Genomic DNA, 25,645 nt, shown 5'->3' with positions numbered 1-25,645 from the left:
ATAGTTAAATTACATCAACATATTGCAAAAAATTAAAGCTGTTTTTTTTAACAGCTTTTTTTATACTATTTTTACAAAAATCCAACATCGCCCAGAGAACGTAAATAAAGATATATCTTAAAAACAGAAGCATCTATTGAGATCATTTTATAAAATAATTTTCTTCGTTTTCGTTTTATTCAGTTCAATGAAACAATATGCGCAACATCAGTCTAAGATAGAAGCTGCGGTAAATTTTGAGTTGAAAACACTGAATGTAAAACAGGACCTTATATTTTACAACATCTCTAACGATTCTCTCGATTCGATTGTGCTGAATGACTGGAACAACGCTTTTTCAGGCAAAAATACCCCGTTAGCCAGACGTTTTTCGGACGAGTTTTACCGCGGTTTTCATTTGGCCGGCGCAGAGGAAAGAGGAAGTACCACTATTGTAAATCTGACAGATTCTGACGATCTCCCACTTGACTGGGAAAGAACAGAGAAAAATCCGGATTATATCGTTATAAAACTAAAACAGAAACTTCTTCCGAATCAAAAAATCGAGCTGCACCTGACTTATGTTGCCAAGATTCCGAGCAATAAATTTACCGAGTATGGTTTTGACCAGAATGGCGGAATGAATCTGAAAAACTGGTATCTAAGCCCGGCACGTTTCGAAAATCACAATTTTATAAAATACAATAATTTCAATCTTGACGATATTGCAAATGCAGTCACCAATTATGAAATCGCGATAAAAGTCCCAAGTGGTTATTCGATTACGACGGATTTAAATACGGTTGCAACGGATCTGACCAATCCACAATCGGCTGTTTATTCTTTTTCAGGAAATAACAGAACTGATTTTAACTTATTTATCGAAAAACAAAATAGTTTCAAAAGCTATCAAAATGGCTCCATTGAAGTACTTTCTAACCTAAAAAACAAAAAACTCAGCGAGATAGAAAAGGCCATTATCATCAATAAGGTCGTTAATTTTGCCAGTGCTTTTATTGGTAAATATCCGCATGAAAAAATTACAGTTTCACAGGTTGATTACGATCGAAATCCTTTTTACGGATTAAATCAACTGCCGTCTTTTATTAGTCCGTTTTCAGATGATTTTATATTTGAAATTACGTTTTTGAAAACCTATCTCAATAATTATTTAAAGAACAGCCTGCGCTTAGATCCCAGAAAAGATAACTGGGTTTACGACGGGATTCAGATTTATACCATGATGAAATTCATGGAAGAAAACCATCTGGACCAGAAGATGCTGGGAAGCCTCTCGAACATGAAACTCTTTAAAAGTTACAACATTACCAATCTGACTTTTAACGAACAATACAGCTACTATTATATGCTGATGGCCAGAAAAAACCTTGATCAGCCTCTCGGAGATCCCAAAAACACCCTCATAAAATTTAACGAACAGATTGCCAGTAAGTACCGTGCCGGTTTAAGCCTGAGCTATTTGGATGATTATTTAAACCATGATATTGTACCACAGAGTGTACAGGAATTTTATGATTTAAATAAAGCCCAACAAGCGGACCGATCTGATTTCGAAAAAATACTAACCAAAAACAGTCAAAAAGACATTCAATGGTTTTTTACCACCATTATTGATTCCCGTGATATTATCGATTATAAATTTTCGAATGTTTCCAGAACCAAAGACAGTATACAATTTTCGATACGAAACAAAACCAGTGTGTTTACGCCAATTCCTGTGTACGGAATCAGAAAAAACGAAGTTGTTTTCAAGAAATGGATTGAGCCCCGAAACAATGATTCAATTTACGTTTTTGACCGAAAAAAAGCAGATAAAATAGTTTTGAATTATGACAATGAAGTTCCGGAATACAATTTAAGAAACAACTGGAAATCATTGAAGAGCCTGGTCATCACAAATCGTCCGATAAAATTTAATTTCGCAAAAGATCTTGAAGATCCGTATTATAATCAGATCTTATACGTTCCGACTCTTACTTATAATTACTATGACGGACTGACTCCGGGAATACGTCTTCACAATAAAACGATACTAGACAAGCCCTTTACATTCGATATTAATCCGGCCTACTCTATTAATGCCGGCACGCTTTCCGGTTCTTCGGCCTTTTCTTTAAGTCATTTTTATCGCAACAGCACACTTTATAATGTCAGATATTCGATTAGTCAGAATTATTATCATTATGCGCCCGATGCGACTTATTTCAGATTGAATCCGATGGTTCAGTTCAGGATTCGGGAAGAAAATTTCAGGGACAACAGAAAACAGCTTTTCCTGTTGCGCCAGGTCATCGTAAATCGCGAAGCCAGCAAATATATCACAGACAACTCCAAACCCAATTATTCTGTTTTCAATGCGCGTTACCTGAATACGAAAACGGAATTGGTCGATCACTTTAATCTGATGACTGATGTTCAGTTTTCGGGTGATTTCGGAAAACTGGCCGGGGAAATAGAATACAGAAGGTTATTTGAAAACAACAGAAGGCTGAATTTGAGATTGTATGCGGGAAGTTTCATCTACAACAATACCAATTCAGATTATTTCAGTTTTGGTTTAGACCGGCCAACAGATTATTTATTTGATTATAATTTCCTGGGAAGATCGGAAAGCACCGGAATATTCAGTCAGCAATTTGTCATGGCGGAAGGTGGTTTTAAATCTAAAATAGCACCGCGATACGCAAACAGATGGATGGCGACCCTGAATGCCAGTTATTCGATCTGGAACTGGGTTGAGGCTTATGGAGATGTAGGTGTTATGAAAAGCAAACAGCAAACCGCTGATTTTGCGTATGATGCCGGAATCCGACTGAACCTTGTTCCGGATTACTTTGAACTCTATTTTCCGGTATACTCCAATAACGGCTGGGAAGTTTCCCAAAACAAATACAATGAAAAAATACGATTTGTGGTCACTTTTTCTCCTAAAACATTAGTCAATCTTTTTACCCGAAAGTGGCTGTAATTGAATAAAATTTAAACAAAAAGATGAATTATATTCACTTATATCACAAATAAGCTGAATATTCAATAAAAAATATACGTAGTTTTAGCAATTTACTTGTAAATAATTAAATTATATTTATTTTAATGAATTATGATTATTGATACTTTTTAAGTAATTTTGCCCCATAACATGACCATTCCAGATTATGATTAAAGAAAAAAACAATACTACATTGACTTTCGAAGATTTCAAAACTGAGGTACTTAACGACTACAAAATTGCTGTAACCAGCCGTGAATGTAGTCTATTGGGACGTAAAGAAGTGTTGACGGGAAAGGCCAAATTTGGAATATTTGGTGACGGGAAAGAAGTGCCGCAGCTTGCTATGGCAAAAGCTTTTCAAAATGGGGATTTCCGTTCGGGATATTACCGCGATCAGACTTTCATGATGGCTATAGGGGAACTTACTCCAAAACAGTTTTTCGCCGGTTTGTACGGTCATACTGATTTAGATTTTGATCCGATGTCTGCCGGAAGACAAATGGGCGGTCACTTCGTAACACACAGTTTAAACGAGGACGGTTCCTGGAAAGACTTAACAAAACAAAAAAATTCAAGTGCAGATATATCTCCTACAGCCGGGCAAATGCCAAGGTTGTTAGGATTAGCGCAGGCTTCTAAAATTTACAGAAATGTTGACGGGATTACAATCAAAGACAAATTTTCTGTAAACGGAAACGAAGTTGCGTGGGGAACTATCGGAAACGCCAGTACTTCTGAAGGTTTATTTTTTGAAACCATAAATGCTGCCGGAGTTTTACAGGTTCCGATGGTCATGAGTGTCTGGGATGATGAATACGGAATTTCGGTTCACGCCAAACACCAGACGACCAAAGAAAATATCTCTGAAATCCTTAAAGGATACCAGCGTGATGAAGATTCAAAAGGTTATGAAATTTTCAGGGTGAAAGGCTGGGATTATGCCGAGTTGGTTTCAACTTACGAAAAAGCTGCAGCAATCGCACGTGAAGAGCATGTACCGGTTTTAATCCACGTGAATGAATTGACTCAGCCGCAGGGACATTCGACTTCAGGATCACACGAGCGTTACAAAAATGCCGAAAGACTGGGTTGGGAAAGAGATTATGACTGTATTCGTCAGATGCGATTATGGATGATTGCCATCAATATTGCATCACCGGAGGAATTATCCGAAATTGATTTTGAAATCAAAAAAGAAGTTCTGGAAGCTAAAAAAGAGGCGTGGAATTCGTTTATCAATCCAATTATCGAAGACCAGAAAAACCTTTTGGTTTTATTGGAGCAGATTTCAGCTGCCAGCATCAATCATAAAGATAAAATCCAGAAATACATCTCGGAACTTAGCGCTATAAAATCGCCTTTGAAAAAGGAAATGCTTGTCATCTCCAGAAAAATATTGCGTTTTATTGAAGTTCCGAACAGCAAAGCTTTATTGTCGGAGTGGATTACCAGTTATATCGCAGATACTCAAGGAAAATTCAGCAGTAATTTGTATTCTGATTCCGCTCAAAATGTTTTTTCAGTAGAGAAAGTTCTTCCTGAATACGCAGAGAATGCCAAACCTGATTTAGACGGAAGAATGATTCTTCGTGATAACTTCGATGCACTTTTTACAAAATATCCGGAAACTTTGATTTTCGGTGAAGATGTCGGAAACATTGGCGATGTTAATCAGGGACTTGAAGGGATGCAGGAAAAGTACGGTGAACTCCGTGTTGCCGATGTAGGCATCAGGGAAGCTACTATTCTTGGACAGGGAATCGGAATGGCTTTAAGAGGCTTACGTCCGATAGCTGAAATTCAATATTTAGATTATTTACTGTACGCCATTCAGATCATGAGTGATGATTTGGCTACTTTACAATACAGAACTGTTGGGAAACAAAAAGCCCCATTAATTATCAGAACCCGTGGACACCGTTTAGAAGGGATCTGGCATTCGGGTTCACCAATGGGAATGATTATCAATGCTATTCGTGGAATCCACGTTTTGGTTCCGAGAAACATGACACAGGCTGCCGGTTTCTATAACACGCTTTTGGAGTGTGACGAACCTGCCCTGGTCATTGAATGTCTGAACGGATATCGTTTAAAAGAAAAAACGCCGCTTAATTTTGGAGAGTTCAAAACACCAATCGGAGTTGTGGAAACACTAAAAGAAGGAGCTGATATTACTTTGGTTTCTTACGGATCTACCTTAAGACTGGTAGAACAGGCGGCAACCGAATTACTGGATCTAGGAATTGATTGCGAAGTGATTGACATCCAGTCCTTACTTCCGTTTGATGTTAACCACGATATCGTAAAAAGTGTTGCCAAAACAAATCGTCTCTTGGTAATCGACGAAGATGTTCCGGGTGGAGCTTCAGCCTTTATTTTACAACAAATCCTCGAAGAACAGGACGCTTATAAATATCTGGACAGCAAACCGCAGACTCTGGCTGCCAAAGCACACAGACCTGCTTACGGAACAGATGGAGATTATTTCTCTAAACCTTCTGCCGAAGATATTTTCGAGAAAGTGTACAACATGATGAATGAAGTTAATCCTGCTAAATTTCCGAATTTATATCAATAAATTTAGTTTGATTTCGATATAGAAAAAGCTCCAATTATTTTTGGAGCTTTTTTTATGGTTTTAACTGAAGTTTGTCATGCAAAAATCGAAATACTTTGCGGGGGGCTTCGACTTCGCTCAGCCTGACATTTGACTTCGGTCAACCTGACAAGTTTGACTTCGCTCAGCCTCAATACTATAACTTCGCTCAGCCTGACAGCTGTGAAACACAAAAAACATGGTATAAAAATCCGTATAAATCCGTGTAATCCGCGTACTATCTCACGCTTATATATCTTTCAAAATAGCTCTTGCCTTCTCTAGATCCTCAGCGGTATCGATTCCAATTCCCACGTGGGTGGTTTCAACCATTTTGATTCGTTTTCCAAATTCCAGATAACGAAGCTGCTCTAACTTTTCGGAAGCTTCCAGCGATTTCATTGGAAGGCTGTGAAAATCCAGCAGCGCCTGCTTTCTGAAAGCATAAATTCCGATGTGCTGAAAGTAACGCACGCCAACATCTTTATCTCTCGGATACGGAATTACAGAACGCGAAAAATACAAGGCGAAGTTCGACTGATCGACCACCACTTTCACATTGTTCGGATTATTGATTTCTTCTTCATCTGTAATTTCACGCATCAGTGAAGCCAAATCTACTTTATGATCAGGATCGTTCCTAAAAACAGTCAAAACCTGCTCTAACGGACCAGCTTCCGTGAATGGTTCATCACCCTGCACGTTCACGACGATATCAACATCTAAATTCGCCACAGCTTCCGCGATACGGTCACTTCCGGATTCGTGTTCTTTAATACTCATGATCGCTTTGCCACCTTTAGCAACAATTTCATTAAAAATCAGGTCAGAGTCGGTTACTACAAAAACATCGTCAAATAATTTTGTGGCTACAGCAGCTTCATAAGTTCTTAAAATTACGGTCTTCCCTCCTAAATCCTGCATTAATTTCGCAGGAAAACGTGTGGAGGCGTATCGTGCCGGAATTACAGCTATTATTTTCATTCTTACTATTTTTTATTTTTCTATTTTTCTCTGTGAATCTCCATGAAATCTTTGTGCTGCTTTGTGTAATTATTCTTTCACAAAGATTTCACGGAGATTCACGAAGTTCTTTTTACATAATTTTTACGGAGGTCATGCTTAGGGAGCCCGCCAGCAATTTATCATTAAATAAGCTTAATTCTTCTGATTCCTGCTTTAATCCTAAAGTATACAGCAAAGGCAAATAATGATCCGGAGTCGGGATCGCTGTCTGAACGGCTTTGTTCATTTTTTCGAAGTTGATTAGAGGCTGAAAATTGCCATCCAATAAATAGTTATTAACGGTTTCCCGGGCTTCAATCGCCCAGTCAAAACCATAATTGTCCTTATCAAAATTCCTGAAATCTACCAGTCGTAAATTGTGCACTATATTACCGCTGCCGATAATCAGAGCGCCTTTATGACGCAAGGATTGTAACTGTTGAGCCAGTTCAAAATGATATTGGCCTGATTTGGTATAATCAATACTCAACTGAATCACGGGAACATTCGCTTCCGGGTATAAATGCTTGATGACACTCCACGCACCATGATCTAAACCCCAGTGTTCATCTAAATCTACTTGGACAGGTTCCAGTATTTTTTTTGTTTCCTGCGCTAATTCCGGACTGCCTTTCGCGGGATATTGCACATCAAAAAGTGCCTGTGGAAAACCTCCGAAATCATGAATTGTTCTTGGCATCTGCATGGCGGTCACTTTGGTTCCGTTGGTAAACCAGTGTGCCGAAATACACAAAATAGCATTGGGCTGCGGTAATGTTTTCGCCAGATTACGAAAACCGGCTACAAACTGATTTTCTTCAATCGCATTCATCGGACTGCCGTGTCCCAAAAACAAAACCGGCATTTTATCGGTATTCGAAAACGTGGATGAAATCGAATGTAAATCGTTTAGTGTTGTCATTGTAAAGTTGTTTTTCTTTCGCCACGAATTTCACCAATTTACACTAATTACCAAGGCTGAATATTTTTTTAATTAAATTAAATCTCAAAAAAAATTCATGCTAGTTCGTGAAATTAGTGGCAAAAATCTATTCGGCAAAACTCTCGTCTTTAAAACCTATCAAATATAACTTATTTTTAGCACGTGTCATCGCCGTGTACAGCCATCTGATGTAATCACGGTCAATTCCGTTTGGCAGATAGGGCTGTTCGACAAAAACCGTGTCCCATTGCCCTCCCTGCGATTTATGACAGGTAATGGCATACGAGAATTTCACCTGCAGGCCATTGAAATATTCGTTGTTTTTGACCTTTTGAAACTTTTTGTATTTGGTAGATTCATCTTCATAATCCTTCATGACTTCTTCGTACAAACGATTGGATTCTTCGTACGTCAAAGAAGGAGATTCACTTTTTATGGTATCTAAAATCAGAACTGTTTCGAAAGGTTTCTGATCCGGATAATCGACCATTCTGATCTTTACTTTTGCAAAATTGAATCCGTATAGTTCTTTGATTCCAAAAAGTTCCAGCACTTCAATAATATCCCCGTTGGCAATAAATCCGGCTTCGTCGGTTTCCTTTAGCCAAAAATAATTATTCTTGACCACCATCAGGAAATCGCCAACCGATAGTTCACTTTCTTTAAACAGAATCCTGGTCCTGATTTGCTCGTTATACTGATTGGCCCTTTTATTCGAACGAACTATAAAAGCCGTGTCTTCAATGCTATAATTGCTGTATGCCGTATTGATGGCGTCCTGAATATCATAGCCATCGGTAAGCCTGACAATATCTTTGAATTTCTTTACATTGAATTTAAATTCTGTTATAAAAGATTCCTTCAGCAGTTCGCGTAATTCCGTAGCATTAAACAAAATTCCGGAACTTTCTTCCTGACGCATTACTTCATCCAGCTCGATATGTTCGATTTCTTTGTTGTAATGAATACCCAGCGTTTGCGTATCAAGCGCCGGACTAATATCCAGATTGACAGGAGGTAACTGTGCTGTGTCTCCCAAAAGAATCATCTTGCAATTGGTCCCCGAATACACGTAGGAAATCAAATCGTCTAACAGCGATCCGTTATCGTACAATTTCGAATCTGAAGTCGTGTCTGAAATCATCGAAGCCTCATCGACGATAAAGATGGTATTTTTATGTTTGTTGATTTGTCTTGTAAAAGCAACTCCTCCTCCGGAAGATTTTTTAGGAAAATATATTTTTTTATGAATGGTAAATGCGGGCGTATTCGAATAGTTGGCGATTACTTTTGCAGCGCGTCCGGTTGGTGCAAGCAACACAAACTTCTTATTAACATCACCAAGATTATTTACTATTGTTGAGATCACGGTTGTTTTTCCGGTTCCGGCATATCCTTTTAATACAAAAATGGTATCATTGGCCGGTTCTGTCAGGAAAATAGCGATTTTCTGAAAAAATATATCCTGTTTATAAGTTGGGGTAAAAGGGAATTTTCTTTGTAAAACGCTGTAAAACAGTGATGAATTCATAGGATAAATTTGAATTGCAAAGTACGGTCTTTTTGGCGTCAAAGCCAATTTCGGAAATCGATTTTAATGATAATATTTTTAAAAAGAGGCTAATTAAAATTACAGAATTAATAAAAATATAATAAGCCGGTAACTTTAAGAAAATGTTGTTTTTGAAATTGCAATTATTATTGTTGCTTTTTAATTTGTAAGTTTGTCTTTTAACTAAATTCTTTCTTGATACTACAACAGGTAATGAATTGTAAATCAGATTATGGCATTTCAAAATACGAATATCACATCAAAAAAATACAAAAAACTTTCGATTCAGGTTTCGCTGAGCGGATTTTCATTTTGTTGTTTTGACACGCTTAATAATACCATCACTTCGTTTAATGAAGTAGAATTTACACCTACGCAAAAAGGGTCCAAAATAGAGGAATTGTATAGTGATGCTTTTAAAAAACATCCGGAATTAAAAGAGACTTATGATGACATTACCGTCATTCACAGTAACAATCTTTCGACTTTTGTGCCTGTTGCCTTATTTGATGAAAATTATCTGGGCAGTTACCTGCAGTACAATACCAAGGTTTTTGAAACTGATTTTTTTACGTACGATCAGATTTCAAATTACGAGATGAATACGGTTTACATTCCCTATGTGAATATCAATAATTTTCTGATTGATCAGGTGGGTTCCTTCGATTACAAGCATGCCAACAGTATTTTAATTGAGAAAATACTGGAAGCTTCTAAAAATAACGACGATAAAAAAATGGTCGTTAATTTTAATCCGGACCATTTTGAGCTTATTGTGGTACAGAACCAAAAACTGTTGCTGTTCAACTCATTCGAATATCAGACACCGGAAGACTTTTTATATTATCTGCTTTTCACAGCTGAACAACTGAGTTTAAACCCCGAAAGTTTTCACCTTGAATTATTGGGAACTATAACCAAAAATGATCCTTTTTATGCCATTGCGTATAAATACATTCGTAACGTTACATTTTTGGATGTAAGCAGGTTACAAGAAAAAAACAGCTACTCTACCGCTCAGAATCAAAAACATTATATCTTATTTCAATCATGAGAATCATTTCAGGAAAATTCAAAGGACGCCGCATTTTTCCACCCAAAAACCTTCCTGTACGACCAACAACTGACATGAGTAAAGAGGCATTGTTTAATGTGCTGAACAATCACTTTAGTTTTGAAGGCTTAAAGGTTCTGGATTTATTTTCAGGTACCGGAAATATCAGTTTCGAATTCGCTTCAAGGGGAAGTGCTCCTATTACCTCGGTTGATGGTGATTTTGGATGCGTAAAATTCATCAAACAGGTGGCCTCAGAGTATGATTTTGAAATTGCAGCCACAAAAAGCGATGTTTTTAAATTCCTTGAAAACTGCAAAACTTCTTACGATATTATTTTTGCCGATCCGCCTTACGGCTTAGACCAGGCTACTTTTGAAAAAATAGTCCTGACGGTTTTCGAAAGAGATTTGCTTCACGACGACGGGATGATGATTATCGAACATTCCAAATATACCAAAATGGAACATTTGAGTAATTTCTCCTTTCAGAAAAGTTATGGCGGTTCCTTTTTTACTTTCTTCGAATTGAATTCCACGGATGACGACGAAGAAATGGCAGATGAAACATCCAGCAAAGCTACAGAAGAAGACGAAGGATAAATTCTTCTTTTCAATTCATAAAAAAAGTCTCCTGAAATTCAGGAGACTTTTGTTTTTTAACGGATTCTGTTTTGGTTTTCGTCGATATTTCGCTCTTTAAATTCCGTTTCTTTTATCTTCCCGAAGGAATATTTTACGGCGATTGAAATTTCATGATTATCCACCACGTATCGTGCTGTAGAATGAATCGTATTGATGGTAAATTTTTCGGTTTCAATATTATTTTTAAAAATATTATTACAGCTCAGTGTACATTTCCACTTTTGAAAGAAGGTTTTTGAAACGGCCATGTCTACAATAAGCCTTGGATTTGTTTCAAAAACACCAGTTTTTTGCTTCGTTAGTCCCCAGAAATTCAAAGTGAAAACATATTCTTTCGGAAGCCTGAATTCGTTATTTGACACATAATATAAATAAGGCTCTGAAGCCAGAACTACTGCAGATTCATCTTCAATCTTTTCTAAGATGAAAACCAAAGAATTGGTGGTTGTCCAGAATTTATAAGTAAATGGCAACGTAAAATCAAGCGACACTGCAGTACTTTTATCAAAATTGATATCCTTAAACGTCATGATGTTTTTTTGATCATCAAAAGAAAAACTGTTATGAACGGGATTATTGCTTTTGGTAAAACTTAATCGAACCGATTTGTCATGGTACTGAAAATTCGCAGCAATCTCATCAGTAATGGTCGGCACTAAATTAATATTTCGCGCATATAAAAAGTACGGATTAATATAGGTAGATCCCTGACTTAAAGACGAATAATTAGGCCGTGAAATACTTTTGGCATAGTTTACCGAAATACTTTTAACACAGTCTATCGGAATTATAAACTGCATTTTCGGAAAAAGATTCGTGTACTTTTTATCCAGTAAGGGTAATTCGTCTGTTTTAAATTTTCCGGTTACTTTTGAGTGTTCCACCCTGAACCCGACTGAAAAATCGATTTTTTTAATTTTACCGGACAATTGTGTGTATCCGGATCCATTTGCCTCTTTGAAATCGTAAAAACTCAATTCGTTGTCATTGGTTACGGTATAAAAAACAGCAACATCCGACTTGGAATTTGCTGCCGAATACAAGCCGCCAAATTCAAGTTTCAGTTCATTTTTAAATTTTTTCTCGATATCCATTCTTCCTGAAAAATAATTAATTTCAAATTTCTGATCCCTGATTTGCGCTTGTTCGAATTGCGTATCATTATAATTGTCACTTACTTCGGTAAACAAACCCTGATCAAAATTAGAATATTGCAGGCCTGTAAAAAACTGTGCATCAATTGACTTTATCTTTTTCTGATAATTCAAAAAGGAGTTGACAAAATTCTTTTTGCTTTCATTTCCCGTCCATGTGATCACATTATTTATTTCGGTCTTGTTTTTATTATAGGTTGTCGTATTGATATCAAAAGAATCTTTTTGCAGTTTGCTGTTCACGCTAATTGAAAAATAATCATCGTCATTTATTTTGTAGAACAAGCCTCCGCCAAAAACAAACTGGTTTCTTTTGGTAAGCGCCGCTACATCATAATCGGATGCAATATTCGCTTCCGGAATCTGATATTTAATACTGTGACTTTCCCAGGGCTGCAGTTTATTGTAATTGAAATTTGCTTTCCATTCGAGCTTATTTTTTTTGAAATTTGAATTGAATCCGAGGTAATTGTTATACTGTTTTTTGAAAGAAGCAACTTCCGAAATTTCCGTTCTGAAACTGTCTTTTTTACTAAATTTCCTTGTAATTAAAATTACGCTGCGGCCTTCGGCTTCGTATTTGGAAGACGGATTCTGAATCATTTCGATCGTTTTGATATCGGCCACTGCCAAAGCATTCAGATCGTTTATTCCCACCTTTTGATTATCGATATAAATCAACGGACTTCCTTTTCCGATAACGGTAATAATTTCTTTATCCGAACTGATCTGAACGGTTGGTAATTTTGCCAGCAAATCAACGGCATTCGGAATTGAATTATAAATCGAATTTACAACGTCAATTTTTATATTTCCGTTGGTATTGGTGAACGTTTTTTTGTTCTGAGTGATGACAACTTCTTCTAATTTCTTTGGAATACTATCATTTGGTGTTTCATTTTGAGCATTTCCGACAATTGAAAAACAGAATACTAACAGCGCGAGAATAATTTTTAAAAACATATAAATTTTCATTTAACAATAATTTTCAGATTGAGATGCTGCAAAAATGCTTCTAAAAAATTGCCACGAAAGTTAATTGGAGGTTAATGCGGAGTTAATGCTCCAATTGTATCCTAAAAACATTATTTTTGGAATGAATTTTCGATCTGTATGAAACAAAGAATCAATTTATTAATAGCCTTTTCTGTCATCGCCCTGATTATTTTATCGGCGGTACAATGCTATCTGGTAAAAACCACTTATGATTATAAAGTGGCGCAGTTTCATACCGAAATCAAAAATGAAATAGCGCAAATCTCAAACAATTACAGTGATATCGATGCTGTTATTGTTGCTAAAAAAGAAGCGCTTTATAAACAATTAACCGAGAATTACGTTCAGGGAAAAAAATCTAAGGCTGCGATTACAGCGCGTATTCTTTCCAATGAATCCAGAGATGCCTTAACATTGAAAATACAGCGTAAGTTTGAAAGGGAAATGCCGAATCTCCGAATTGATTTTGCCATTGTCCTGAATAAATTCGTGCTGTATCAAAACAACAAAAAAGCAGATACTATTTTCTCTCAGAAACCTTTTATCCAAAATAAACTGTACGGGAATCTGGCTTCGTTAAATCATGCTTTTCTAGTTCGGAATTATGTCGGCACTACCAATGGAACATTTGAAAATCAGGAGTACAAATTACTGACGGAAGATTCGATGTACATTTCGGTGATCGACTGGGAAATGATTATTTTGAGGCGTATGGCCTTTGTTCTGACTTTGTCTTTGCTTTCTGTTTTCACTTTGATAACGCTTTTTATAATTGCGATCAAAGCCTTAATCAAACAAAAAAAAGTGAGCGACGTCAAGACTGATTTTATCAATAATATTACACACGAACTCAAGACGCCTTTGGCAACATTAGGTATTTCAACAAAAATATTAGAACAGAAGAATATTCGTGATAACGACGAAACATTCAATGCGATTCTGAATACCATCTCACGCCAGAATAATCGTTTGCAAAGCTTAATCGATCAGGTTCTGGCCAACTCACTGGCAGAAAACGAAATCGAATTACAAAAAGAAAAAATAAATACCGAAACTTTCCTGCTTTCGATTGTAGAAGATTTTAAAATTGGGTATCCGAAAATTACAATTGAAACCGATTTTCAAACGCAAAAAACCGTTTTGGTTCTGGATAAATTTCATTTGACAACGGCTATTTTAAATGTGCTCGAAAATGCCGTAAAATATGGTTCCAGCAGCATTTCTGTAAAAACAAGAAAGCATCAGGATCAGTTTGCACTCAGTATTGAAGATGACGGAATCGGGATTTCCAAAAACAAACAAGCCCTGCTTTTTGAGAAGTTCTACAGGGTTGAACAAGGCAATATACACAATGCAAAAGGTCTCGGATTAGGTTTGTACTACGTCAATCAGATTATAAAAGCGCATCAGGGTTCAATTGCGGTGATGAGCGATTTGGGAAAAGGAGCCGTGTTTACGATTATGTTTAAAGTTTAAATCATTTCCATTGAAAAGAATCCTTTTAGCCGAAGATGATTTTGATTTTGCCAACGTGCTCAGGCAATACCTCGAGCTTTATCATTTCGAAGTAATCTGGGCAGAAGATGGCGAAATGGCACTGGATCTTTTTAAAAACCAGCATTTTGACATTTGTGTTTTTGATGTGATGATGCCTAAACTGGACGGCTTTTCATTAGCGGAAAAAATCATCAGAATAAATCCGGAAATTCCTTTTATTTTTCTGACCGCCAAAAAACTAAGAGAAGACAAAATCATTGGACTCAAACTTGGTGCAGACGATTATATCGTAAAACCTTTTGAAGCTGAAGAACTGATTTTACGCTTGCAAAATATCTTAAAAAGAAGCCGTCAAAAAGATCTTTCGACGCAAACAGCAGAAATTCAGATTGGACTATATCTGTTTGACACCCAACGCCTGACTTTAAAACTAAACGATAACAATCAGCAGCTTACGGAAAAGGAAGCTGCTTTGATTCAGTATTTTTATTCGCATAAAAACAAATTAGTGAAAAGAGAAGAAATACTAAAAGCCATTTGGGGCAATGATGATTTTTTCTCCGGCAGAAGTATGGATGTTTACATCAGTAAAATCCGGAAATACTTTAGGGAAGATGCCACAATCAGTATCGAAAGTATCCGGAATATTGGTATTGAATTTAAAATTTAAGAATCTAATTCTTTTTCTTTTCAAATCCCAAATAATAGCTGATTCCCGCCCCGATTGTTTCCGTATTAACCCTTGAGCCGGAGTGGTTTACTTCTGTTAAAGCTTTGCCCATATTCACTCCGTTGTAATACACATTGACAGAAAACGAGTCATAACTTTTATCCGAAAGTACAATATCGATTCCTACTCCTATTCCGAACGATTGCTGCCATTCGGTGATTGTTTCTTTTGTAGTAACAGAGGCCGATGGTTTAGTCTGATTAATCACAGTGTAATTACGATCTGCGCTAATTTTTGAAACATTAAATCTCGGTAAGATCTGAATAAACACATCACCCGAATTTACTTCTTTACTGTATAACGAAATCTTGGGCGTCAGGTTAAAATTAAGGGCATACGCCTTACTGGTTCTCAGATCGAGCGTATTCCCCAGCGCATCCTTTTTACTGTAATCCTCCAGGCTTCCTATAAAATAACTGACTCCTATTTCGGGTTTCAGAAAGCGATGGACTTTTACCTCTAATCCGGCTCCCAATTCTGCAAAGGAATTATTTTCAAAGTCCGAATGTGCATATGCCGAAAAATTTGCAAATACTCTGGCATGCTGTGCATTTGATTTCGCACAGAGCAAAACCAACAAAAAGAAAAGTGTTTTTTTTATCATAGCTTATTTTCCAATTACCCAACCTAAAGTAAGATTACCGATGACAGTAAATTCAGTATCGAATTTATCTACATTGATTCCGGCTCCCAGATGTACTTCTAAATTAAATTTTCTTTTATAGGTACGCTGAAATCCCCAAAGTGGAGCTATAGTGAAAGACGGGGAATATTCTCCGTATTTTTTATTGGTCGCAATAGATTTAAAATTATAGTAAGCCCCTAAAGCGACAAAATTAGCGGAGTTATAGGCTGTTCTTTTTCCTTTGGCAGCTCTCTTTTCAAAATTATAGTAATGGCGAAACTGCTCATTGACAGAAGGGAAAAAATACACCGTTGATTCGTCATAAAAGCTATTATGACGGTATCCAAAACCAAAATTAACCTCCGAATAAAGTGTGTTTTTATCTGAAAAACCATGCTCATAAACAAAGCCCGGATATAACATATTAATTTTAAATTGATTTTTTACCACAGTAGTCGGAGCGTCTTCCTGCGCCAGGAGATGATTCATTGAAAGAAGCGATAAAAATAAAAACAGGTAGTTTTTTCTCATTTTTTTTTCAGGTTGATGGCGCAAATATAGCATTAAAACAAGGCCATAATATAGAAAATGAATTATTTTCTTACAGTTCATTCAATGTAAATCTTATAATCCATATCGATAATTGTATAACTAATTGATTATTAATTCAAATAAATTTGCTAGTAACAATTAAAAACAAAAATCATGAACCTAAAAAGATTATTTGGAGGATTACTTACACTCCTTGGTATTATCGGCCTAATTTACACAGCAGTTATTTTCGCAGGTACTTCCGGCGAAACAAGGGATATTAAATCCTTAATTATTTATGGAATACTTGGAATCGTTTTCTTTATGTCGGGAATCAGTCTGGTTCGTGCCACAAAAGACGAATCTTAGACTTACGCTTCTTTTGGGTTTGATAATTTATCAAAAACCAATTGATAGGTTGGGGTCTCAACTTCATATTTATGGCCTTCATTAATTACAAATTCGGTTAATGAAGCCAATTCTATATTTCTTCCGGCCAACAAATCACGATGCATCGATGATGTTGTATCCGGAGGAGTTTTTTCAAGTTTTAAAATCGTCTGCATAATAATATCCTCAGGAAGATTGAGTCCTTTTACGGCCGCAATCATTGTAATTTCATTCATGAGCGCAACGTATACATTTCTGCCCGTCCGGCTTTCCAGAATTTGTCCGATGTTAAAATCCAGGTAACAGGTTGCTGACGCTAATACCGAAATAAAAACAAATTTCTCCCAAACGGTATCTTCAATATTGTCCACCAGATGACTATCAATCGATGCGTTTTTGAAAATTGTCTGCAGGGCTTTCATTTTATAGACAGAAGCGCTTTCAGATCCAAAAAACAATCTTTGCAGAGCACCTACGTTATGAATAACGCCAGGTGATTCAATCATCGAAAAAATATAAACACAACCTTGAAGCACTTCATTATCCGGATAAAGGGTACTGATACGTTCGGTAGCATCAACGCCATTATATAAAGGAAGAATTACTGTGTTTTTGGTAATGCATTTACTTAAAGCGAGAAGACTTTCTTCGATATCATAGGTCTTCGTGGCACAAATTAAGTAATCGAGTTTACCAATAACTATTGGATCATTTGAAACTACTTTCGGAAAAACTACCATTTCTGAATCCTTCGTAACAATTTTCAATCCTGCTTCTGAAACTACTTTAAACGTTTCGCCACGTGCAATAAATACAATTTCGATGTCTTCCGATTCGTGATACGCTTTTGCTAAAAGTCCGCCAAAATAACCGCCTACTCCACCTAGACCTAAAATTCCTATCCTTGTTTTCATTATAAATGCTAAATGTTAAATGTTAGAAGTTAGAAGTTAGATGTTTGTCGATTTCAAATATAATTGCAAATAAAAATCGGTCTAAATCCGTATAATCTGTATAATCCGTGTGCTATCGTCCTTACTAAAAAATTATCCCTCCACAACAGGTTCCAGATTCAGCTCCGTAAAGTCATGTTCACTTTTAGAAATCACTATTGTAGCTACCGTATTTCCGATCAGGTTTGTGATGGCACGGGCTTCACTCATAAATTTATCTACGCCCAATAAAAAAGCCAGGCCTTCAACGGGAATTTTATGAATCGCTGTCAACGTAGACGCCAAAACAATAAAACCGCTTCCGGTCACACCGGCCGCTCCTTTTGAAGTAATCATCAGGATCCCGATAACGCTCAGGATTTCAAAGAAACTCAAATGAACGTCATACAACTGCGCCAGAAAAATTACCGACATCGATAAGTAAATCGAAGTCCCGTCGAGATTAAACGAATATCCGGTTGGGATTACCAGTCCAACCACCGATTTACTACAGCCCATTCGCTCCAGTTTCACCATTATACTGGGTAAAGCCGCTTCAGAGGATGAAGTTCCGAGCACCAGTAAGAGTTCTTCTTTGATATATTTTAAAATCGAAACGATACTTATTTTATAATATTTCAGGATACTTCCCAAAATCAAAAATACAAACAAAATCATGGTCAGGTACACGCAAAGCATCAGTTTCCCCAGCGGAATCAGGGTCTGCAGGCCAAACTTACCAATAGTATAAGCCATGCCTCCAAAAGCACCAATCGGAGCGAGATACATGACATATTTCAAACCTGTAAAAACTACTTTTGAGAAACGTTCCAAAACCAGAATAGTCTGTTCTCTTTTCCGGTAAAAATTTAAGGCGATACCACACACAATTGCAGCCAGTAAAACCTGAAGCGTAAAATTAGAAAGAAAAAATTGTAACCAGGAAAAGTTTTCTGCAGCATGATTGGTATACTGACTGGCATCTTGCAGCGCCAGGCCTGTTTTGTCGATTTTGCCGGGTTTGAAAACATAGGCAATCGTAACACCAATGGCAAGAGCAATCGTCGAAACAATTTCAAAATATCCCAATGCTTTTACGCCGATACGGCCTACCTTTTTAAGGTTTCCCATTCCGGAAATTCCCAGAACAATCGTAAGAAAGATAATCGGTCCAATAAAAAGCTTGATAATATCAACAAAGGTCTTGCCGACAATTTCCATTTTCATTCCATTTTCGGGCGAAAAATGACCGAGCAGAATACCTGCAATAATCGCAATCAGCACCCAGAAAGTAACATTGGTTATAATGACTTTAAAAGTACTTTTTTTAGGTTTATCTGAAGAATTGGGGGTAGGAATATTCATGAAAATTAGTTAGATGGATTCACAAATATATAAAAAATGCAGACCTGTAAGCCGGATTCTGTCTCTGATAAATCAGAGCCTTATCATTTATCTAGGCTTACAATTACTCATAAGCTCGAGCTACCTACCCTTCAGCAACGGACGAGAAGCCCTTAAATGCTGATATACTTGGTATTTCACCGCATAGAGTTTACCTGGTTTCACTACAGCATTACCTGTACATACTTTCTGTTGCACTTGTCCTTGTCTTATTGCTAAGACCGACGGGTGTTACCCGCTATGCTTCTCTGTGGTGTCCGGACTTTCCTCCCTCCCGATAAATCGGAACGACGATAAGGCGGTCTGCGCGGCAAAAGTAGCGATTTATCTACTAAGAATAATGATTTTAAATTTCAGATTTAGTCACGTTTTTCGTAATGATTTAATTTTAAAATAGTTATCTTTAAAATCCATAATTTTAAAATACGATTATTATGACTAGAATGTATCATTACGCAACTGTTTCAAAAGCTTTAGACCAATTACATGAAAAAGGATTTACCTGCGATTTTAATTTAAACTCTGACGCAATTAAAAAAAATCCCGAAAAATTTGAAATTGTACATGTGTATCGATACGAAGGGGAATCTGACCCGGGCGATGAGGCAGTTGTATACGGAATTAAATCAAACTCCGGCAAAAAAGGAGTGTATGTATCAGGGTTTTCGGCGGATTCCGATTCCGAAACCGCACAGATTTTGTTGGATTTGAGTATAAAGGGAAGGTGAAGTTAAACTTAAATTCCAATTTTTTTAAATTCCAAATTCCAATAATGGGACGGAGAAAATTGTCGTTTTGGGGAACGGGGGATTTCTTTCTTGATGTCGTGGAGATGCTTCGTTCCTCAGAATGATACAAATTCTACGCAAATTGGTTGTGAAACCTTGCTAAATCTTGGCGCCTTGCAGTTAAAGCAAAATAAAAAAAAGTCCATCAGACGACGGACTTTTCTAAACAGCAACATTAAATTACACTGTTGGTATTTTCAGTTTCCAGCCTGCCTGAATCAGGTCCGGATTTTTGATGATATCTTTATTGGCTTCGTATATGTCCTGCCAGGAAACACCGTATGCTTTTCCTATTTTAGATAGTGAATCCCCGTTCTCGACTGTATATTCTCTTGAAACTTTTTCAGTCACTTCAATGTTCATCACTACATCAGCCGATCTGTAATCCGGATCTATTTTGTTGTAAGTGTCCCAAAGTTTGTCTTTGTCTGAAGCAGAATTGGCCGTACCATCAATATAGAGTACATTATCCTGTTCTCTGACCTGCAAATTTGTTATTCCTAAGTCAGCAGCCAGATTGGTTACTTGTCTGTATTTTTCCTGTAAACTCATCACTTCTTTATTTTATGGTTAGTTTGTTTTCCACTTTCTTAGGCTTCAACTCCTGCACACTTTGCATTAAAGGCTGCAACTGGTTTCTTTTAATTTCTCCGGAAAGCGTTACGACACCGCCTACAACGGTAGCACTTACCCCATCGTAAGCTTTTACGACATCACTTACCGATTTATCTAATGTAGTGTCCGAATTAATGATAACAGCTGCTGCAGGTGGTTCTGTTTGCACGGCCGGAATTTCGCAGTTGTTCACTACCGATTTTACTCCTTTAACTCCTTTTACTATGTTTTCTGTATTTTGCTTAAAAGCCTCATCGTTACAGATACCAGTAATTGTGGCAACACCATCCTGTACCAAAACCTGTACTTCAGGTTTGTCTCCTAATTTTAAGGCAATTTCTTTTTGTATATCGGTGTCTTTTGGAGTACATGCGAATAGAGCACAAGCAAGTCCCATTCCCAATAAAATTGATTTCATTTTCATAATGCTATTTTTTAATAATTAACAAGCTAAAATTAAAGCTATTAAGAACTAAAAAATTATATGATACCTCCTCTTGTTTTATATTTTTTCCAGTAAGGGTTAGTTTTAAAATGAAATCTGTAAAAACGAACAATCAGAATCAAAAACAAAATTTCACTGGGATCTAATCCATTTTGTAGGATTGTAATAGCTTAATTCATATCGAAAATTCCACGATCAAAGGTTTATGATCGCTGTACATTTTCCAGTCTTCATAGTTTCCGACTTCAACGCTTTCTAAGGCCTGCATAAAATCGTTCGAGGCAAAACAATAATCAAGATGATAGGGTCTGTTTTCGTGACGGTACAAAAACAAAGTCGGATGCAGTTCTTTTCCCTGCTCCTGATTGAAAAATTTATGGTAAACACTATATATTCCCTTTTCTGCCAATTTGCTCACTACAGTCGAATGGTTTCCTGCTCTTCTGGGTTTGTCCCAAATGGTATTGCTGTTGAAATCGCCAATTAAAATCGTCTTTGTTTCAGAAAGCAGTTTTTCGTAGTAATGAATTGCTTTCCAGACCTGAGTTACATATTGTCCGTCCTTGTCCTGAGGGTTGTTGGCCCATACAGCGAATAAGATAAAATCTGTTTTTCCTTTGGTAACTGTAATGGGCAGGACGTTTTTAAAGTCCGGATTATGGCAATCCATAAGTTCGAGCCGGTAATCACTGTACGAAAAGACCCCAAGTCCTTTGTGCTGGTTTGTACCGTACCAAAGGGCAGCTGTTGGCAGCGGCACATCGGGCGGAAATTTCAGTTTTTCGATATTTTCACATTCCGGAATAATCAGAATATCCGGCTGATGCGCCAGAATAAACCGGGCTTTTTTCCTGAAAGCCATATTACAATTCCAGGTGATGATTTTCATTCTATTTTCTGATTCAGTTCAAACAAAATATAGGGTCCGTTTTCATTATCACCGTGCGCTTTCTCTGTAAATCCGGTCTTTTTATAAAATGCAACGGCTTGGGTATTCCGCTCCAGGCATTTCAGCATAACCGGAAACTTTGTTTGCTCTAAAGCTGCTTTTAAAAGTATTTTTCCAATTCCGCGTTTATGAAATGCTTCGTCAATATACAAATGGTGAATAAAATTATCCCGCATCCATACTGAAATAAATCCGATAACTTTTTTGTTGTACAGTGCCGTCAGGATATATTCTCCTTTTGTCTGAACATCAAAATCCAGCAAATCAAAGGCACTACGATCCGCCCATACAAAAGTATTTTGACGCACTTTTAGGAATAGTTCGCGCAACGCATCTAAATCGCTTTCTCTGAATTCGATAATTTCCAGTTTATCATTCATGTCCGCTCATTAAGAGAATAAATATTTTTGAAGATAGGTGTCTGAATAAAACATTTACAAAAATAGCACTTCTATTCATGTTCTGAAACATCATTGTATTGCCAGAGTACATTTATTATTTTCCATTCCCCGTTCGTTTTTACAATATGCATATAATCGATCCAGGTATCGGCGAGTAATTTTACAGATGCTGTCTTGGCAGAAACATCTAACAGCTTCACTTCTTTTCGTGGATTTTTGGGGAATTTATCTCCTTTTACATTGTAGGTATCAGCCAGAATAACCATGTTTTCTGCGAAATATTCAGACACATAATCTTTTTGGGTTTCCTTATTTCTAAAAACGGATCTTTTGACCAGTCTCGGATGCAAAGCACTTTCCATCAATTTCGGATTCGGATGGTGCTGTGCCTCAATATAAGCCAGGGCAACACGTTTGATCTCAATAGTATCCTGAGCCGTTTGCCCCTGAATCTGAAAAGAACAAAAAGCAATTGTAATGAGTAACAGGTATTTTTTCATAAAAATTTGGATTTAAAAAACGCGCCAATCAACACTTTTTAAACGATTTACGTAGTTTTTCAGGTATTGCTACTGCTAAAATACTACATTTTTTAGTACAAAACAGGAATGTTATTTTATCATTGTAATGAGATTGCTTCGTTCCCGGCAAGGACTTTGATTGTTGATTCGTTGTGTTCCTCCGAGTCCGCTCAGGAAGACAGATCTGATATAAATTTGTCTTTTTCGCTTAGTAAATCCGTTTTCTCAGGTCTTCATTTCGTAAAGCGTCTATTAAAATTAAATGTTACCTGTTGCTATTCAAATCACTCCAAATACACTCCAATATTTATCAATTTCAGATTTGTGATTTGGCAATTTTCAGCCTATATTTGCTATCGAATTAAAAGATTATGGAACAATTTGTAGTATCAGCCCGTAAGTATCGCCCACAGACCTTTAAGGATGTTGTAGGCCAGAAAGCTATTACCAACACTTTGTTGAACGCCATTGACAGCAATCACCTTGCTTCTGCCCTTTTATTCACCGGACCGCGTGGAGTTGGAAAAACCACCTGTGCCCGTATTCTGGCCCGAAAAATAAATCAGCCCGGATATGATGATCCCAACGAAGATTTTGCTTTTAACGTTTTTGAGTTAGATGCTGCATCTAACAACTCGGTTGATGATATTCGAAGCCTGATCGATCAGGTTCGGATCCCGCCACAAACCGGGCAATACAAGGTCTATATTATTGACGAGGTCCACATGTTGTCTTCGGCAGCTTTTAATGCTTTTCTGAAAACACTGGAAGAACCGCCGAAACATGCTATTTTCATCTTAGCAACAACGGAGAAACACAAAATTATTCCAACGATTTTATCCCGTTGCCAGATTTTTGATTTCAAAAGAATTACAGTAAAAGATGCTAAGGAACATTTAGCTGAAGTTGCTGCAAGTCAGGGAATTAATTTTGAAGACGATGCTTTGCACATTATTGCCCAAAAAGCAGATGGTGCCATGCGTGATGCTTTATCGATTTTTGACCGTGTCGTTTCTTTTTGCGGAACCAACTTAACCCGTCAGGCCGTTACCGAAAACCTAAACGTCTTAGATTACGAAACGTACATTAACATTACCGATTTACTTTTAGAAAATAAAATTCCGGACCTTTTACTGGCGTACAATGATATTCTTGCCAAAGGTTTTGACGGACATCATTTTATTGCCGGACTGGCTTCACATTTCAGGGATTTACTGGTAAGTAAAACTCCCGCTACTATCGCTTTGCTTGAAGTGGGTGAACAGGCCCAGCAAATGTATGGCGTACAAGCGCAAAAATGCTCACAGGACTTTTTATTAAAAGGAATTGACATTGCAAATGACTGTGATTTAAAATACAAACTAAGTCAGAACCAGCGTCTTTTAGTCGAATTATGCCTGATGCAATTAGCCTCTATCAATTTTGATGGAGAAAAAAAAAAGCTGAGCAATTCATAATTCCACCTGTTTACTTTAAAGATGGGGGATATTCTATTGTTGAAATTCCAAATACAAAAACCCAAATTCCAAATACTTCAGGAGAAGATCCAAATTTGAAATCACAAATTCCAAATGAGGGACAGAATAGCCATTCGACTGTTGAAGTGAAATCGGAAACAATCGTCGAAGCTACAAAAGAGGAAACCCCTGTAACAAAACCCGAATCAGGTGTTGAGCCTAAAATTTCTGCTTTTTCGTTATCGAGTATCCGCAAGAAAAAAGAACTGGAAGCCAGTACTAAATCGTATGTAAAGCCTTCCTCTGTACTGCCAACTGAAGAATTTACTGAGACAGAAATGTTGGTGCAATGGAATAAATACGCACAGCGTCTGGGGGATAAAGGTTTAAAAATCATGCAGTCGCTGTTATTGATTAACGACCCAACTTTAGAGGGAACGGTAATTACCCTTGAATTACCTAATGAAGGTTCCAAACTGGATTTTGAAAGCCAGATTCACGGGCTTTTGGGACATCTAAAGGGTCATCTGCACAATCATGACATTACAATTGAGGTTAACGTAAACGAAACTATCGAAAGCAAACGCAGCTTTAACGACCAGGACCGCTACAACCGCTTACTGGAAATCAATCCAAACATTGAACTTTTACGTTCTACTTTTGGATTGGATTTGCATACTTAATATTCTGCCGCAATTAACCGCAAGGGCGCGAGGGATTTTCGCAAAGTTCGCAAAGGTTTTTTGGCTACGAATTACACAAATTAGCGCGAATTATTTTACACACTTTGCATCAAAAATTCGTGCAGATTCGTGTAATTCGTGGCAAAAAAAACCTTACCCCCTTATTTATTCCGAAGCCCGAAATCATAGACTTTTTGGAGCCATTTTTCTCTTTGAAAATCACCAGAGCCTTTTATGATTCCTATATAACTGACTTTTACCGGTTTTACACCACAGAATTCCAAAGTGGATTTCTTAAGCTGATTGACGCTTGGTCTTCCATAAAACAAGCGGTAATACCACCCTGGCTGATCTAAGGTCGTGATAATATGGGCCGTTTTTCCTTTTAGCAATTTATCCCACCAAACTGAGTTTTCTTTGTATTGAAAAGCCATTCCGGGCAAAAACAACCGATCAATAAAGCCTTTTGTAATCGCAGGCAAGCCGCCCCACCAGACAGGGTGAATCCAAACCAAATGATCTGCCTTTTTAATTTTCTCCCAGGAATCCAGTAAGTCCGGCTCTAATTCTGTTCGTTTTTGATACCCAAATTGCAGATTCGGATTAAATTGTAGTTCGGCAATCGTGATGGTTTCGACCTGTGCTCCGGACGCGATTGCGCCTTTTGAATAAGAGTCCGCAATTCCAAAATTGAAACTTGCCGCATTCGGGTGTCCATTTATAATCAGTATTTTTTTCATC

24 protein-coding genes and 1 other RNA gene are annotated in these 25,645 nt (G+C 37.2%); 10 read left to right on the top strand and 15 right to left on the bottom strand.

Annotated features, from left to right (window positions below; translation table 11 throughout):
- The first annotated feature begins 187 nt into the window (after positions 1 to 187).
- Together D0817_RS13045 and D0817_RS13040 are read left to right on the top strand one after the other, a co-directional pair.
- Positions 188 to 2,968 carry an aminopeptidase gene (locus D0817_RS13045; RefSeq protein ID WP_238160872.1) on the top strand — a complete coding sequence of 927 codons (2,781 nt, stop codon included), beginning with the start codon at positions 188 to 190 and terminating at the stop codon, positions 2,966 to 2,968.
- A 187-nt stretch (positions 2,969 to 3,155) separates the two neighbouring features.
- Positions 3,156 to 5,570 (top strand): alpha-ketoacid dehydrogenase subunit alpha/beta, encoded by a 2,415-nt coding sequence (locus D0817_RS13040; RefSeq protein WP_127338809.1) that lies wholly within the window; start codon positions 3,156 to 3,158, stop codon positions 5,568 to 5,570.
- A gap of 267 nt (positions 5,571 to 5,837) precedes the next feature.
- Here D0817_RS13040 and kdsB read toward each other — a convergent pair whose 3' ends face one another.
- The 3 genes from kdsB to D0817_RS13025 all read right to left on the bottom strand — a co-directional run bounded on the left by kdsB (position 5,838) and on the right by D0817_RS13025 (position 9,067).
- Positions 5,838 to 6,572 carry a 3-deoxy-manno-octulosonate cytidylyltransferase gene (kdsB, locus tag D0817_RS13035; protein WP_127338808.1) on the bottom strand — a complete coding sequence of 245 codons (735 nt, stop codon included), beginning with the start codon at positions 6,570 to 6,572 and terminating at the stop codon, positions 5,838 to 5,840.
- 112 nt (positions 6,573 to 6,684) lie between these two features.
- The gene (gene ygiD / locus D0817_RS13030; RefSeq protein ID WP_127338807.1) at positions 6,685 to 7,515 is read right to left on the bottom strand and encodes a 4,5-DOPA-extradiol-dioxygenase; all 831 of its coding nucleotides are present in this window, start codon (positions 7,513 to 7,515) and stop codon (positions 6,685 to 6,687) included.
- Positions 7,516 to 7,642: 127 nt separating this feature from the next.
- Positions 7,643 to 9,067 carry an ATP-dependent DNA helicase gene (locus tag D0817_RS13025; protein ID WP_127338806.1) on the bottom strand — a complete coding sequence of 475 codons (1,425 nt, stop codon included), beginning with the start codon at positions 9,065 to 9,067 and terminating at the stop codon, positions 7,643 to 7,645.
- A 253-nt stretch (positions 9,068 to 9,320) separates the two neighbouring features.
- Between D0817_RS13025 and D0817_RS13020 the strand changes: the two genes are divergently transcribed.
- A complete protein-coding gene (locus D0817_RS13020) occupies positions 9,321 to 10,142 on the top strand; it encodes a DUF3822 family protein (protein ID WP_127338805.1) in 822 nt (273 codons plus the stop codon).
- Positions 10,139 to 10,744, top strand: coding sequence for an RsmD family RNA methyltransferase (locus D0817_RS13015; RefSeq protein ID WP_127338804.1), 606 nt, complete (start codon positions 10,139 to 10,141; stop codon positions 10,742 to 10,744). Before D0817_RS13020 ends, D0817_RS13015 begins: the two co-directional genes overlap by 4 nt.
- Before the next feature lie 56 nt (positions 10,745 to 10,800).
- On the opposite strand, the gene D0817_RS13010 is transcribed toward D0817_RS13015, so the two are convergent.
- Complete coding sequence (locus tag D0817_RS13010) at positions 10,801 to 12,903, bottom strand: outer membrane beta-barrel family protein (protein WP_238160871.1); 2,103 nt, start codon at positions 12,901 to 12,903, stop codon at positions 10,801 to 10,803.
- 150 nt (positions 12,904 to 13,053) lie between these two features.
- On the opposite strand from D0817_RS13010, the gene D0817_RS13005 reads away from it, so the two are divergent.
- Together D0817_RS13005 and D0817_RS13000 are read left to right on the top strand one after the other, a co-directional pair.
- Positions 13,054 to 14,412 carry a sensor histidine kinase gene (locus D0817_RS13005; protein WP_127338802.1) on the top strand — a complete coding sequence of 453 codons (1,359 nt, stop codon included), beginning with the start codon at positions 13,054 to 13,056 and terminating at the stop codon, positions 14,410 to 14,412.
- A gap of 10 nt (positions 14,413 to 14,422) precedes the next feature.
- On the top strand, positions 14,423 to 15,103 hold the full coding sequence (locus D0817_RS13000; RefSeq protein ID WP_127338801.1) for a response regulator transcription factor: 681 nt from the start codon (positions 14,423 to 14,425) through the stop codon (positions 15,101 to 15,103).
- A 4-nt stretch (positions 15,104 to 15,107) separates the two neighbouring features.
- Here the strand turns inward: D0817_RS13000 and D0817_RS12995 are convergent, their stop codons facing one another.
- Both D0817_RS12995 and D0817_RS12990 read right to left on the bottom strand, forming a co-directional pair.
- Positions 15,108 to 15,767 carry a hypothetical protein gene (locus D0817_RS12995; protein ID WP_127338800.1) on the bottom strand — a complete coding sequence of 220 codons (660 nt, stop codon included), beginning with the start codon at positions 15,765 to 15,767 and terminating at the stop codon, positions 15,108 to 15,110.
- Between the two features lie 3 nt (positions 15,768 to 15,770).
- Positions 15,771 to 16,319, bottom strand: a complete 549-nt coding sequence (locus tag D0817_RS12990) for a hypothetical protein (protein WP_127338799.1) — start codon at positions 16,317 to 16,319, stop codon at positions 15,771 to 15,773.
- Positions 16,320 to 16,493: 174 nt separating this feature from the next.
- Here D0817_RS12990 and D0817_RS12985 point away from each other — a divergent pair, with 174 nt between their 5' ends.
- The gene (locus D0817_RS12985; protein WP_127338798.1) at positions 16,494 to 16,688 is read left to right on the top strand and encodes a hypothetical protein; all 195 of its coding nucleotides are present in this window, start codon (positions 16,494 to 16,496) and stop codon (positions 16,686 to 16,688) included.
- Between the two features lie 2 nt (positions 16,689 to 16,690).
- Here D0817_RS12985 and D0817_RS12980 read toward each other — a convergent pair whose 3' ends face one another.
- The 3 genes from D0817_RS12980 to rnpB all read right to left on the bottom strand — a co-directional run bounded on the left by D0817_RS12980 (position 16,691) and on the right by rnpB (position 19,355).
- Positions 16,691 to 17,623, bottom strand: a complete 933-nt coding sequence (locus D0817_RS12980; RefSeq protein WP_127338797.1) for a ketopantoate reductase family protein — start codon at positions 17,621 to 17,623, stop codon at positions 16,691 to 16,693.
- Between the two features lie 132 nt (positions 17,624 to 17,755).
- Positions 17,756 to 19,006, bottom strand: a complete 1,251-nt coding sequence (locus D0817_RS12975) for a cation:dicarboxylate symporter family transporter (protein ID WP_127338796.1) — start codon at positions 19,004 to 19,006, stop codon at positions 17,756 to 17,758.
- A gap of 31 nt (positions 19,007 to 19,037) precedes the next feature.
- Positions 19,038 to 19,355: RNase P RNA component class A (gene rnpB, locus D0817_RS12970), an RNA gene on the bottom strand.
- A 124-nt stretch (positions 19,356 to 19,479) separates the two neighbouring features.
- Here rnpB and D0817_RS12965 point away from each other — a divergent pair.
- The gene (locus D0817_RS12965; RefSeq protein WP_127338795.1) at positions 19,480 to 19,773 is read left to right on the top strand and encodes an SH3 domain-containing protein; all 294 of its coding nucleotides are present in this window, start codon (positions 19,480 to 19,482) and stop codon (positions 19,771 to 19,773) included.
- A 240-nt stretch (positions 19,774 to 20,013) separates the two neighbouring features.
- Here the strand turns inward: D0817_RS12965 and D0817_RS12960 are convergent, their stop codons facing one another.
- The 5 genes from D0817_RS12960 to D0817_RS12940 form a co-directional block, all read right to left on the bottom strand.
- Positions 20,014 to 20,385 (bottom strand): LysM peptidoglycan-binding domain-containing protein, encoded by a 372-nt coding sequence (locus D0817_RS12960; RefSeq protein ID WP_127338794.1) that lies wholly within the window; start codon positions 20,383 to 20,385, stop codon positions 20,014 to 20,016.
- A gap of 7 nt (positions 20,386 to 20,392) precedes the next feature.
- Positions 20,393 to 20,872: a BON domain-containing protein gene (locus tag D0817_RS12955; protein ID WP_127338793.1), complete on the bottom strand. Its 480-nt coding sequence runs from the start codon at positions 20,870 to 20,872 to the stop codon at positions 20,393 to 20,395.
- A gap of 196 nt (positions 20,873 to 21,068) precedes the next feature.
- On the bottom strand, positions 21,069 to 21,782 hold the full coding sequence (locus D0817_RS12950) for an endonuclease/exonuclease/phosphatase family protein (RefSeq protein WP_127338792.1): 714 nt from the start codon (positions 21,780 to 21,782) through the stop codon (positions 21,069 to 21,071).
- Positions 21,779 to 22,222 (bottom strand): GNAT family N-acetyltransferase, encoded by a 444-nt coding sequence (locus D0817_RS12945; protein ID WP_127338791.1) that lies wholly within the window; start codon positions 22,220 to 22,222, stop codon positions 21,779 to 21,781. Before D0817_RS12945 ends, D0817_RS12950 begins: the two co-directional genes overlap by 4 nt.
- Before the next feature lie 71 nt (positions 22,223 to 22,293).
- Entirely contained in the window at positions 22,294 to 22,743 is a 450-nt protein-coding gene (locus D0817_RS12940) for a nuclear transport factor 2 family protein (protein WP_127338790.1), read from the bottom strand.
- A gap of 392 nt (positions 22,744 to 23,135) precedes the next feature.
- On the opposite strand from D0817_RS12940, the gene dnaX reads away from it, so the two are divergent.
- On the top strand, positions 23,136 to 24,221 hold the full coding sequence (gene dnaX, locus D0817_RS12935) for a DNA polymerase III subunit gamma/tau (protein ID WP_127338789.1): 1,086 nt from the start codon (positions 23,136 to 23,138) through the stop codon (positions 24,219 to 24,221).
- Positions 24,222 to 24,316: 95 nt separating this feature from the next.
- Positions 24,317 to 24,904, top strand: a complete 588-nt coding sequence (locus D0817_RS26235; RefSeq protein ID WP_238160870.1) for a DUF8439 domain-containing protein — start codon at positions 24,317 to 24,319, stop codon at positions 24,902 to 24,904.
- A gap of 161 nt (positions 24,905 to 25,065) precedes the next feature.
- On the opposite strand, the gene D0817_RS12925 is transcribed toward D0817_RS26235, so the two are convergent.
- Positions 25,066 to 25,644, bottom strand: a complete 579-nt coding sequence (locus D0817_RS12925; RefSeq protein WP_127338788.1) for an NAD(P)H-dependent oxidoreductase — start codon at positions 25,642 to 25,644, stop codon at positions 25,066 to 25,068.
- Position 25,645 lies beyond the last annotated feature (1 nt).

Source organism: Flavobacterium cupreum, from assembly GCF_003996965.1.
Taxonomy (GTDB): Bacteria; Bacteroidota; Bacteroidia; order Flavobacteriales; family Flavobacteriaceae; genus Flavobacterium; species Flavobacterium cupreum.
This window is presented reverse-complemented; position numbering and strand designations above follow the sequence as displayed.

What these genes read in the sequence shown, in the direction of transcription:
- D0817_RS13045 (WP_238160872.1), top strand. Translation starts at nt 188, where the DNA reads ATGAAACAATATGCGCAACATCAGTCTAAGATAGAAGCTGCGGTAAAT.
- D0817_RS13040 (WP_127338809.1), top strand. Translation starts at nt 3,156, where the DNA reads ATGATTAAAGAAAAAAACAATACTACATTGACTTTCGAAGATTTCAAA.
- kdsB (WP_127338808.1), bottom strand. Translation starts at nt 6,572, where the DNA reads ATGAAAATAATAGCTGTAATTCCGGCACGATACGCCTCCACACGTTTT.
- ygiD (WP_127338807.1), bottom strand. Translation starts at nt 7,515, where the DNA reads ATGACAACACTAAACGATTTACATTCGATTTCATCCACGTTTTCGAAT.
- D0817_RS13025 (WP_127338806.1), bottom strand. Translation starts at nt 9,067, where the DNA reads ATGAATTCATCACTGTTTTACAGCGTTTTACAAAGAAAATTCCCTTTT.
- D0817_RS13020 (WP_127338805.1), top strand. Translation starts at nt 9,321, where the DNA reads ATGGCATTTCAAAATACGAATATCACATCAAAAAAATACAAAAAACTT.
- D0817_RS13015 (WP_127338804.1), top strand. Translation starts at nt 10,139, where the DNA reads ATGAGAATCATTTCAGGAAAATTCAAAGGACGCCGCATTTTTCCACCC.
- D0817_RS13010 (WP_238160871.1), bottom strand. Translation starts at nt 12,903, where the DNA reads ATGTTTTTAAAAATTATTCTCGCGCTGTTAGTATTCTGTTTTTCAATT.
- D0817_RS13005 (WP_127338802.1), top strand. Translation starts at nt 13,054, where the DNA reads ATGAAACAAAGAATCAATTTATTAATAGCCTTTTCTGTCATCGCCCTG.
- D0817_RS12995 (WP_127338800.1), bottom strand. Translation starts at nt 15,767, where the DNA reads ATGATAAAAAAAACACTTTTCTTTTTGTTGGTTTTGCTCTGTGCGAAA.
- D0817_RS12990 (WP_127338799.1), bottom strand. Translation starts at nt 16,319, where the DNA reads ATGAGAAAAAACTACCTGTTTTTATTTTTATCGCTTCTTTCAATGAAT.
- D0817_RS12985 (WP_127338798.1), top strand. Translation starts at nt 16,494, where the DNA reads ATGAACCTAAAAAGATTATTTGGAGGATTACTTACACTCCTTGGTATT.
- D0817_RS12980 (WP_127338797.1), bottom strand. Translation starts at nt 17,623, where the DNA reads ATGAAAACAAGGATAGGAATTTTAGGTCTAGGTGGAGTAGGCGGTTAT.
- D0817_RS12975 (WP_127338796.1), bottom strand. Translation starts at nt 19,006, where the DNA reads ATGAATATTCCTACCCCCAATTCTTCAGATAAACCTAAAAAAAGTACT.
- D0817_RS12965 (WP_127338795.1), top strand. Translation starts at nt 19,480, where the DNA reads ATGACTAGAATGTATCATTACGCAACTGTTTCAAAAGCTTTAGACCAA.
- D0817_RS12960 (WP_127338794.1), bottom strand. Translation starts at nt 20,385, where the DNA reads ATGAGTTTACAGGAAAAATACAGACAAGTAACCAATCTGGCTGCTGAC.
- D0817_RS12955 (WP_127338793.1), bottom strand. Translation starts at nt 20,872, where the DNA reads ATGAAAATGAAATCAATTTTATTGGGAATGGGACTTGCTTGTGCTCTA.
- D0817_RS12950 (WP_127338792.1), bottom strand. Translation starts at nt 21,782, where the DNA reads ATGAAAATCATCACCTGGAATTGTAATATGGCTTTCAGGAAAAAAGCC.
- D0817_RS12945 (WP_127338791.1), bottom strand. Translation starts at nt 22,222, where the DNA reads ATGAATGATAAACTGGAAATTATCGAATTCAGAGAAAGCGATTTAGAT.
- D0817_RS12940 (WP_127338790.1), bottom strand. Translation starts at nt 22,743, where the DNA reads ATGAAAAAATACCTGTTACTCATTACAATTGCTTTTTGTTCTTTTCAG.
- dnaX (WP_127338789.1), top strand. Translation starts at nt 23,136, where the DNA reads ATGGAACAATTTGTAGTATCAGCCCGTAAGTATCGCCCACAGACCTTT.
- D0817_RS12925 (WP_127338788.1), bottom strand. Translation starts at nt 25,644, where the DNA reads ATGAAAAAAATACTGATTATAAATGGACACCCGAATGCGGCAAGTTTC.